Source organism: Methylobacterium sp. FW306-05-D (assembly GCF_058782155.1).
The window spans coordinates 5,492-15,420 of record NZ_JBYSXL010000089.1 but is presented as its reverse complement, the minus strand read 5'-3'; the positions used below and the strand labels follow the sequence as shown (position 1 = coordinate 15,420).

The 9,929-nt window shown below is 71.1% G+C and carries 10 protein-coding genes; 3 read left to right on the top strand and 7 right to left on the bottom strand.

Annotation, left to right across the window (positions count from 1 at the left end; all coding sequences use genetic code 11):
* Both AC3WLN_RS21045 and AC3WLN_RS21040 read right to left on the bottom strand, forming a co-directional pair.
* On the bottom strand, positions 1 to 589 hold a 589-nt coding region (locus tag AC3WLN_RS21045; protein WP_492484524.1), incomplete at its 3' end, for an NAD(P)-dependent oxidoreductase.
* A 30-nt stretch (positions 590 to 619) separates the two neighbouring features.
* Positions 620 to 1,669 (bottom strand): alpha/beta fold hydrolase, encoded by a 1,050-nt coding sequence (locus AC3WLN_RS21040; protein ID WP_492484522.1) that lies wholly within the window; start codon positions 1,667 to 1,669, stop codon positions 620 to 622.
* A 200-nt stretch (positions 1,670 to 1,869) separates the two neighbouring features.
* On the opposite strand from AC3WLN_RS21040, the gene AC3WLN_RS21035 reads away from it, so the two are divergent.
* From AC3WLN_RS21035 to AC3WLN_RS21025, 3 genes are all read left to right on the top strand, one after another.
* On the top strand, positions 1,870 to 3,237 hold the full coding sequence (locus AC3WLN_RS21035; protein ID WP_492484520.1) for an MFS transporter: 1,368 nt from the start codon (positions 1,870 to 1,872) through the stop codon (positions 3,235 to 3,237).
* Positions 3,238 to 3,359: 122 nt separating this feature from the next.
* On the top strand, positions 3,360 to 4,172 hold the full coding sequence (locus AC3WLN_RS21030; RefSeq protein ID WP_492484518.1) for an SDR family NAD(P)-dependent oxidoreductase: 813 nt from the start codon (positions 3,360 to 3,362) through the stop codon (positions 4,170 to 4,172).
* A gap of 87 nt (positions 4,173 to 4,259) precedes the next feature.
* Positions 4,260 to 5,333 carry a matrixin family metalloprotease gene (locus AC3WLN_RS21025; protein ID WP_492484516.1) on the top strand — a complete coding sequence of 358 codons (1,074 nt, stop codon included), beginning with the start codon at positions 4,260 to 4,262 and terminating at the stop codon, positions 5,331 to 5,333.
* 52 nt (positions 5,334 to 5,385) lie between these two features.
* On the opposite strand, the gene phoB is transcribed toward AC3WLN_RS21025, so the two are convergent.
* From phoB to pstC, 5 genes are all read right to left on the bottom strand, one after another.
* Positions 5,386 to 6,090 (bottom strand): phosphate regulon transcriptional regulator PhoB, encoded by a 705-nt coding sequence (phoB, locus tag AC3WLN_RS21020; RefSeq protein ID WP_492484514.1) that lies wholly within the window; start codon positions 6,088 to 6,090, stop codon positions 5,386 to 5,388.
* A gap of 29 nt (positions 6,091 to 6,119) precedes the next feature.
* Positions 6,120 to 6,845, bottom strand: a complete 726-nt coding sequence (gene phoU, locus AC3WLN_RS21015; RefSeq protein WP_492484512.1) for a phosphate signaling complex protein PhoU — start codon at positions 6,843 to 6,845, stop codon at positions 6,120 to 6,122.
* Between the two features lie 101 nt (positions 6,846 to 6,946).
* Positions 6,947 to 7,765 carry a phosphate ABC transporter ATP-binding protein PstB gene (gene pstB / locus AC3WLN_RS21010; protein ID WP_492484510.1) on the bottom strand — a complete coding sequence of 273 codons (819 nt, stop codon included), beginning with the start codon at positions 7,763 to 7,765 and terminating at the stop codon, positions 6,947 to 6,949.
* Positions 7,766 to 7,817: 52 nt separating this feature from the next.
* Positions 7,818 to 8,711, bottom strand: coding sequence for a phosphate ABC transporter permease PstA (gene pstA / locus AC3WLN_RS21005; RefSeq protein ID WP_492484508.1), 894 nt, complete (start codon positions 8,709 to 8,711; stop codon positions 7,818 to 7,820).
* 51 nt (positions 8,712 to 8,762) lie between these two features.
* Positions 8,763 to 9,737 carry a phosphate ABC transporter permease subunit PstC gene (gene pstC / locus AC3WLN_RS21000; RefSeq protein ID WP_492484506.1) on the bottom strand — a complete coding sequence of 325 codons (975 nt, stop codon included), beginning with the start codon at positions 9,735 to 9,737 and terminating at the stop codon, positions 8,763 to 8,765.
* Between the last annotated feature and the right edge of the window lie 192 nt (positions 9,738 to 9,929).

The window sequence follows — 9,929 nt, the reverse complement described above, 5'->3', positions numbered from 1 at the left end:
CCCCGTGCCCCTCGGCCAGGGCCGCCGCCTCCCCCATCGCCTCGATCGCCGCGATCAGCATGAAGTTGCCCGCGAGCTTGACCGCGTTGGCGCAGTGCGGCGCGGGCCCGAAGCCCCAGGTCCGGGCGCCCATGGCGTCGAGGAGCGGCTGGGCCCGGGCGATTGCCTCCGGGTCGCCGGCCGCCACGATGTTCAGGGCGCCGGCCTCGGCGACGTCCGGGCGTCCGAAGACCGGGGCGGCGATGTAGGGCACACCGGCCCGTTGGTGGATGGCGGCGAGGTCCTGGGCCAGGGCCACCGAGATCGTGCTCATCGAGAGGTGCAGGCCCGGGCGGGTGCCGCCGTCGAGGAGGCCGCCCTCGACGATCACCGCCCGCAGGGCCGCGTCATCCGCCAGCATGGTCACGGCCGCGTCCCCCGCGAAGGCCTCGGCGGCGCTCGCCACCGGCGTCACCCCCGCGAGCCCCTCCGCCGCGCCCGGCGAGCGGTTCCAGACCCGGACCCGGTGCCCGGCCCGGACCAGGCTGGCGGCCATGCCGCGGCCCATCCGGCCGAGGCCGATCACGCCGACATCGAGGCTCTGACTCATGACGTATCTCCCGTTGCGGTGGCCCGGCGCTCAGTGACCGTCGAGGAATTCGAGCGTCAGGGCGTTGAACCGGTCCGTCGCTTCCATGTGGACGAGGTGGCCGATGCCCGGCAGCACCACGGCGCGCCCGCTCGGCATCTGGCCGGCCAGCGTCCGCGCATGCTCGGCGTTGCGCCCCATCCCGGCCCGCAGGGATTCCGGCGCGAAGGGTTTGCCGGGGGCGTTGTGGTCGTTCTCGCCCATGACGAAGAGCGTGGGGATGGCGATCAGCGGGATCTCGTGCACCACCGGCTGGCCCCAGATCGCCTGGTAGGAATTGACGAAGGACTGCAGCCAGCGCGGATACTCGCCCGACCCCTTCACGCGCTCGCGCAGCGACACGAAGGGCTCGATGGCCGAGGCCGGCAGCGACAGGGCGTAGTTGGTCATCAGCTGGCGGCGGTAGGATTCCGCCGTGGCGTCGCCCTCCAGGCGCAACAGGGTGGCGTCGGAGACCGGCGGCACCGTGAACCGGTAATCCTCCAGGCCGATCGGCGCCTCGAGGACGAGGCTGTTGACCCGCGTCGGGGCATTGCGCGCGAGGCGCACCGCCAGCATCCCGCCCATGGAATGCGCCACCACGTCGACCCGCGCCAGGCCCAGGGAATCGAGCAGCGCCACGGTGTCGGCCGCCATGGCGTCGAAGGTGTAGGCCCCCACGGGCTTGGCCGACTTGCCGAAGCCGAGCTGGTCGACCGCCACCGCGCGGTAGCCCGCACGGCTGAGCGCCTCGATCACCGGCTGCCAGTAGCTCGACGGGAAATTGCGCCCGTGCAGCAAGAGGACGGTGCGCCCGTTGGCCTGCCCCTCCGCCGGCACGTCCATGTAGGCGAGGCGCTGGCGCTCGCCGTCGCGCATCCGCTCCAGGAAGAAGACCGGGTAGGGATAGGCGAAGCCCTCCAGCCCGATGCCGAGGGGCGTCGCCTCCGCGGCGGCGGTGGTCTGGGCGGCCGGCTGGGCAATGGCGGGCGCCAGGGACACAGGCATCACGGACATCTGGGCCGCCAGCACGAGGGCGGAGATCTTGAGAGGCGCGTCCATCGGGGTTCCCGGCAGCGGCGCGCAGCGCGGCGCGTCCGCCGTGACATAGGGCAGATTCGGCCCGCGCACCGCTCAGCCGAGGTGACAAAGGACACCTCGGGTCGCGCCGCCTCTTGCGAAACCCGGCGTCGCGTCCCAGGGGTCCGTCCATGACGAAGGATGCCCCAAGCGCCGAAGCGAAGCCCCCGACGGAGGGCGGGATGGATGGCGGGACGGACGGGTTGCCGGTGCGCGAGCGCATGCTGGCGCTGCTCGCGATCGGCCTCGCCATGACCATGGCGGTGCTCGACGGGGCCATCGTCAACGTCGCCCTGCCGGTGATGGCCAAGGACCTCGCGGTCGAGCCCTCCGCGGCGATCTTCGTGACCAACAGCTTCCAGATCGCGGTGACGGCCTCGCTCCTGCCGCTGGCCTCGCTCGGCGACATCCTGGGCTACCGCCGGGTCTACCTCACCGGGCTCGTCCTGTTCACGGCGGCCTCCGTGGCCTGCGCCTTCGCCCCCTCCCTCGACTGGCTGGTGGCGGCGCGGATCGCACAGGGGCTGGGCGCGGCCGGGATCATGAGCGTGAACATCGCCCTGGTGCGCTTCATCTATCCCCACCGGCTGATCGGGCGCGGCGTCGGCAACGTCGCCCTGGTGGTGGCGATGGCCTCCGCCGCGGGGCCGACGGTGGCGGCCGCCATCCTCTCCGTGGCGACCTGGCCCTGGCTGTTCCTCGTCAACCTGCCGGTGGGCCTGATCGCCCTGACGGTGGGCGCCCGCACCCTGCCGGTGACGCCCCGCAGCGGCGGGCGCTTCGACATCCGCAGCGCCGTCCTCAACGCCCTGACCTTCGGGCTCCTCATCATCGGCGTCGACGGGCTCGGCGACCCGGCGACCCGGGGCGTGGCGCTGGCCGAGATCGGTGCGGCGGTGGCGGTGGGGGCAGTCTTCGTCCGGACCCAGACCCGGATGGCGCGGCCGCTCCTGCCGGTCGACCTCCTGCGGATTCCCGCCTTCGCCCTGTCGATGGTGAGCTCGATCGCCTCCTTCGGCGCGCAGATGATGGCCTACGTCGCCCTGCCCTTCTATTTCCAGGACGTGCTGCGCCTGTCCGAGACGCAGACCGGCTTCCTGATGACGCCCTGGCCCATCGCGATCGCCCTGATGGCCCCGATCTCCGGGCGCCTCGCCGACCGCTACGCGCCGGGCCTCCTCGGCGGCGCCGGCCTCGGCCTGATGGCCTGCGGCCTGACCGCGGTCGCCCTGCTGCCGCCGGGCGCGTCCCACCGCGACATCGCCTGGCGCCTGACCCTGTGCGGCCTCGGCTTCGGGCTGTTCCAGTCGCCCAACAACAAGGTCATCATCACCAGCGCCCCGCGCGAGCGCAGCGGCGGGGCGAGCGGCATGCAGTCCACCGCCCGCCTCACCGGCCAGTCCTTCGGCGCCGCCCTGGTGGCGGTGATCTTCGGCCTGCACCAGGGCGGCGCGCCGGCCGGGCCGGTGGCCGCCACCCTGTGGTGCGCCGTCGGCCTCGCGGGCCTCGGCGCGGTGGCCAGCGTCCTGCGGCGCAGCCCGCGGGGCTGAGCGGCCGCGCCGATCGCACCAGCGCCCGTCCCGCGCGTTGAACCGGACGAAGGCCACCCGTGGCCCGGCCCGCGGGCGGGCACAGGCCGCACGGGGGCCGGGCCCTCACGAAGGACGATCCCATGCATCTCGACCTGTCCGGCAAGCGCGCCCTCGTCAGCGGCTCCACCAGCGGAATCGGCTACGCCATCGCCAAGGCCCTGGGCGAACTCGGAGCGAACGTGGCCATCAACGGGCGCACCCAGGACCGCGTCCGCGACGCCGTCGAGCGCCTGAAGCGCGAGACCAATCACGCCGGCTTCATCGGGGCGCCCGGCGACGTCGCCAATCCGGACGGGGCGGCCCGGGTGGTCGCCGGGCTGCCGGACGTCGACATCCTGGTGAACAACACCGGCATCTTCGAGCCCAAACCCTTCTTCGAGATCCCGGACGAGGACTGGCACCGGTTCTTCGACACCAACGTGATGAGCGGCGTGCGCCTGTCCCGGGCCTACACCCCCGGCATGGTCGAGCGCGGCTGGGGCCGGGTGGTCTTCATCTCCAGCGAATCCGGCGTGAACATCCCGGTGGAAATGGTCCATTACGGGATGACGAAGACGGCCCAGCTCGCGGTGGCCCGGGGCCTCGCCGAGACCGTGGCGGGCAGCGGCGTCACCGTGAACAGCGTGCTGCCCGGCCCGACTCTGTCCGAGGGCGTCGCCGAGTTCATGAAGAGCATGGCCCAGGGGCAGGACGGGGGCGCGGGCGGCGCGGTCGACCTCGACGCGGCCGGCCGGGCCTTCGTCGCCGAGCACCGCCCGACCTCGCTGATCGGCCGCCTCGCCACCGTCGAGGAGGTGGCCAGCATGGTCGCCTACATCTGCAGCCCCGCCGCCAGCGCCACCAGCGGGGCGGCCCTGCGGGTGGATGGCGGCGTGGTGCGCAGCATCCTGTGAGGATGCGCCCCGGGGACGGGAGCGCCGCTTAAGACAATCGTAACGCCTCCCGCCGACCCTGGCCCGCGCGGACGGGAGGGACGGCGAATGGGGGATTATGCGCTGGAGGGACCGCGCTGGGGCGCGGGCGCGGCGGGCACGGGCGGCGGCACCGTCACCTGGGCCTTCGACGGCACGATCCCGCCCTCCTTCGTCGGCATCCTCCAGAGCGCCTTCGCGACCTGGGCGTCCTACGCCAACATCACCTTCCAGCAGGTCGCCTCCACGGCGGCGGCGCAGATCGACTTCACCCTCGCGGGCATCGACGGCCTCGGCAACACGCTCGGCTACGCGAACTACTCCTACAGCGGCCAGCGCATGCAGTCGGCGGCCGTGACCTTCGACAGCGGCGAGGGCTGGCACGCCGCCGGCGCCCGGGTGGTCAGCACCCAGAACGTCGACCTCGCGGTGGTGACCCTGCACGAGATCGGCCACGCCCTCGGCCTCGACCATTACAACGCCAAGCCCGAGGTGATGAACGCGGTCCTGAACCCCTCCGTCACCGCCCTCGGGGCCGGCGACATCGCGGGCATCCAGGCCCTCTACGGCGCACCCGCCGCAGTGACCGCGGCGGTCCCGGCGGCGTCCCTGACGCCCGTCGCGAGCCCCACCGTCACGAGCCCTCCCGTCGCCAGCGCCCCGGCCGAGGGCGCCGTCACGGCGGTGTACCGGTTCTACGACACCCATACGGGCGATCACTTCTACACGACGAGCACGGTCGAGAAGGCGCAGATCCAGCAGACGCTGCCCTGGTTCACCTACGAGGGCACGCCGTGGGCGGCCCCGGCCAAGGGCGCGGGCACCGTCGACGTGTTCCGGTTCTTCGACACCGGCTCGAACGCCCACTTCTTCACCACGAGCGTGTCCGAGCGCGACCAGGTCCTCAAGACCGCGCCGAGCTACAAGTACGAGGGCGTCGCCTTCGAGGCCTACGCGGATGCGGGCGCCCCCGGCGGCCTGACTCTGGAGCGCTTCTACAACACCCAGACCGGCCAGCATCACTTCGCCGGCAGTGCCGAGGAGGCCAACGGCATCAACCACGGCGCCGCCGGCCCGGGCTGGATCGACGAGGGCAAGGGCTTCACCGTGCACCTCCCCACCGACACGATGATTTTCGCCTGAGGGCGGGCTCGGCTGTCCGCCTGGGGGCCGACCCGGCGCGCCGCGGGGGCGCCTACTCGGCCTCGGCCTCGAACATCTCGTCGAAGGAGTAGCCCGAGCCGCGCACGGTGCGGATCGGGTCGCTCTGGCGCGGGCGGTTGAGGGCCTTGCGCAGGCGCCCGACATGGACGTCGACGGTCCGCTCGTCGATGTAGACGTCGTGGCCCCAGACCCCGTCGAGGAGCTGCTCGCGGGAGAACACCCGGCCGGGGCTCTGCATCAGGAACTCGAGGAGCTTGAACTCGGTGGGTCCCAGGTGGATCTCGCGGCCTTCCCGGCGGATGCGGTGGCTGACCCGGTCGAGCTCGATGTCGCCGGCCACCAGCAGGTTGGCCACGTGGGCGGGCTTGGCCCGGCGCAGCAGGGCCCGGACCCGGGCGAGGAGCTCGGGCACCGAGAACGGCTTGACGATGTAGTCGTCCGCCCCCGTGCCGAGGCCGCGGATGCGGTCGCCCTCCTCGCCCCGGGCGGTGAGCATGATCACCGGCAGCCGCTCGGTCTCGCGCCGGGCGCGGATGCGGCGGCAGAGCTCGATGCCCGACAGGGCCGGCAGCATCCAGTCGAGCAGGACGAGGTCGGGAACCTGCTCCTGCAGGCGCAGGTCCGCCTCGTCGCCGCGGGAGGCCGAGTCGACGACGAAGCCCTCGGCCTCGAGGTTGTAGCGGAGGAGGAGGGTCAGGGCCTCCTCGTCCTCGACGATCAGGATACGCGTACTCATCGTGCGCTTTCGATCAGAGCGGCACGGGGTCAGACCGTGCCGGGCATGTCCACGGTGGCGTAGTTGGACGCGTCGTTCTTCGGGCGCTCGCGCTCGGCTAGGAGGTTCTCGCCGGTGACGAGGTAGTGGATCGTCTCGGCGATGTTGGTGGTGTGGTCGCCGATGCGCTCGATGTTCTTGGCCACGAACAGCAGGTGCGTGCAGAACGAGATGTTGCGCGGGTCCTCCATCATGTAGGTCAGGAGTTCGCGGAAGAGCGAGTTGTAGAGCGCGTCGATGGCGTCGTCGCGCTCCCAGACGTCGAGGGCCGCCTTGATGTCGCGGCCGGTATAGGCGTCGAGCACGTCCTTGAGCTGCTCCTGAACCAGGTCGCTCATGTGCTGGACGCCGATGACGATCTTCTGCGGCTGGATCTGGTCGGCGATCGCCACCACGCGCTTGGCGACGTTCTTGGCCAGATCGCCGATGCGCTCGATGTCGTTCGAGACGCGGATCGCCGTCACCGTCTCGCGCAGGTCGATGGCCAGGGGCTGGCGCCGGGCGATGAGCAGGATCGCCCGCTCCTCGATCTCGCGCTGGAGGGTGTCGAGCCGGGCATCGGCGGCGATCACCGCCTGGGCCAGGGCCGAGTCGCGGCGCACCAGGGCCTGTCCGGCCTCGGTCATCATCTTCTCGGCGATGCCGCCCATCTCGGAGATCGAGCGGCGCAGATCCTCGAGGTCGGTGTCGTAGGAGGTGACGATGTGGTCGGGCATGGGTGTGCTCCTCGATCGGGCCTCCGGTCCGGTGCCCGCCCTGATGGTGTCTGGCGCGGGCCGGAACCGGCCCGCACGGGTCGGTTCCGACCTGCCGAGGATCAGCCGAAGCGGCCGGTGATGTAGTCCTGCGTCTGGCGCTTCTCGGGATTCATGAAGATGCGCGTCGTCGGCCCGAACTCCACCAGTTCGCCGAGATACATGAACGCGGTGAACTGCGAGATGCGCGCCGCCTGCTGCATGTTGTGCGTGACGATGACGATCGTGAATTCCGAGCGCAGCTGCTCGATCAGCTCCTCGATGCGGCCGGTGGAGATCGGGTCGAGGGCCGAGGTCGGCTCGTCGAACAGGATCACCTCGGGACGCTGGGCCACGGTGCGGGCGATGCAGAGGCGCTGCTGCTGGCCGCCCGAGAGGCCCATGCCGGACTGCTTGAGCTTGTCCTTCACCTCGTCCCAGAGGGCGGCCTTGCGGAGCGATTCCTCGACGCGCGCGTCGAGGTCGGCCTTGGGCAGCTTCTCGTAGAGGCGCAGGCCGAAGGCGACGTTGTCGTAGATCGACATCGGGAACGGGGTCGGCTTCTGGAACACCATGCCGATGCGCGAGCGCAGCTCGTTGAGGTCGACCTTGGAATCCAGGACGTTCTGGCCGTCGAGGAGGATCTCGCCCTCCGCGCGCTGCTCCGGATACAGGCTGTAGATCCGGTTGAAGGTGCGCAGCAGGGTCGACTTCCCGCAGCCCGACGGGCCGATCAGCGCCGTGACCTGGCGGTCGTGGAAGTTGAGGTTCACCGACTTCAGGCCATGGAAGCTGCCATAGTAGAAGTTCAGGTCCTTCACGGCGATGCGGACCGGAGAGGTCTCGTCGGCCTTGTGGCGTCCGGTGAGCTGCGCGGACGTGATCCCGGGGGCGGCGTTCATCGGTTCAAGATCCTGTGGGTCGGAAGGCGGGGGAGGTGCGGCGCGCCGGAGGTCAGCGCGCGCGCTCGGACTTGATGACGAAGCGGGCCACGATCGACAGGGCGAGGATCGTGACGGTGATCAGCAGGGCGCCGGCCCAGGCCAGCTGCTGCCAGTTCGGGTAGGGCGAGAGGGCGAACTGGTAGATCATCACGGGCAGGTTCGGGATGCCGCCCATCAGGTTGCCGCCGAACCAGCTGTTGTTGTTCAGCGCGGTGAAGAGCAGCGGCGCGGTCTCGCCGGCGATGCGGGCGAGCGCCAGGATGATGCCGGTGACGATGCCGGCGCTGGCGCCGCGCCAGGTGATGCTCTTGATCACGATGGAGGGCGGGGCGCCCAGCGCCGCGCCGGCCTCGCGCAGGGTCGCGGGCACGAGGCGCAGCATGTCCTCGGTGGTGCGCACGATGACCGGGGTGGCGATGATGGCGAGCGCCACCGCGCCGGCCCAGCCGGAATAGGAGCCCATCGGGCGCACCATCAGCGTGTAGACGAACAGGCCGATGAGGATCGAGGGCGCCGAGAGCAGGATGTCGTTGAGGAAGCGGATGACGTCGGCGAGCTTCGAGTTGCGGCCGTACTCGGCCAGGAAGGTGCCGGCCATCACGCCGACCGGGGTTGCCACCAGGATGCCCAGGAAGGTCATCACCAGGCTGCCGAGGATCGCGTTGGCGATGCCGCCGCCCTCGGAGCCGGGGCCCGGCGTCGGCTCGGTGAAGAGGGTGGGCGAGAAGCCCTTGATGCCCTCGACCACCAGCATGAACAGGATCGAGCCGAGGACGACGATGCCGACCAGGGTGGCGAGGGTGCTGGCCAGGATCAGGGTCTTGTCGGCGATCCGGCGGCCGGAGCGGATCCGGCTGATCCGGGCCGGCGGGGCGGTGGTGGCGAGGGGGTTGGCGGCGTCCATGGCGGGTTCCTGACGTCTCGGAGAACGGGGGGAGGCTTCAGGCGATCGGCCTCACGCGACCTTGGCGCGGCGGGTGAGGATGCGGGCGATGATCAGGACGACGAAGGTGATGACGAAGAGGATGCAGCCCAGCGCCATCAGGGAATTGAGCTGCAGCCCGTCGGCCTCGTTGAACTCGTTGGCGATGCGCGAGGCGATGGTGGAGCCCGGGTCGAAGACCGAGCCCGAGAGGCGGTTGGCGTTGCCGATGACGAAGGTCACCGCCATGGTCTCGCCCAAAGCCCGGCCGAGGCCGAGCATGATCGCGCCGATGATGGAGACCGAGGCCTGGGGCACGAGGACGTAGCGCACCACCTCCCAGGTGGTGCAGCCGATGCCGTAGGCGCTCTCGCGCAGCACAGTCGGGATCTGGTCGAGCATGTCGCGGGTGATCGAGGCCACGAAGGGCACGATCATGATCGCCAGGATGATGCCGGCGGTGAGGATGCCGACGCCCGAGGGGACGCGGGCGTAGAACAGGGTGCCGACGATGGGCATGCCCTCGACCAGGTTCGAGACCGGCACCTGCACGAAGCGGGCGAAGAGCGGCGCGAACACGAACAGGCCCCACATGCCGTAGATGATGCTCGGCACGGAGGCGAGGAGCTCGATGGTCATCGAGACCGGCTTGCGCGCCCAGCCGGGGCAGAGCTGCGTCAGGTAGACGGCGATGCCCAGCGAGAGCGGCACGCCGATGAGCAGGGCGAGGACCGCCGAGGCCAGGGTGCCGACGATGGCCACGAGGGCGCCGTACTGCTCCTGCCCGATGTTCCAGGCGCTGGAGGTGATGAAGCCGAAGCCGAATTCCTCGAAGGCCGGCCGGGCGCCGTAGGCGATGGAGCCCAGGATGCCGGCGAGCACGAACAGGACCAGGAGCGCCGCGCCGTAGGAGGCTGCGCGGAACAGCGAGTCGCCAAGGCCGCCGGGCTTCTTCCGGGCCGCGGCGCGGTCGCGCGTCAGGGCGATCTGGTCAGTCAAGGCGGCCATCCGAATGTCTTCTCTTCACCGGGCGGCGTCCTACCCCGCGCCGGGCGCCGGCGCGAGAGGGGACCACCGGATCGTTGCCAAGGGAATCCCCGAGGGGATTGGCGGGGGGAGCCCGGCGCCGCGGGGCCGGGCTCGTCTGTCGCGGAACGTGGGGGCGCGGTGGCTCGCCCCCGGGGTGGGGGGGGGGGGGGG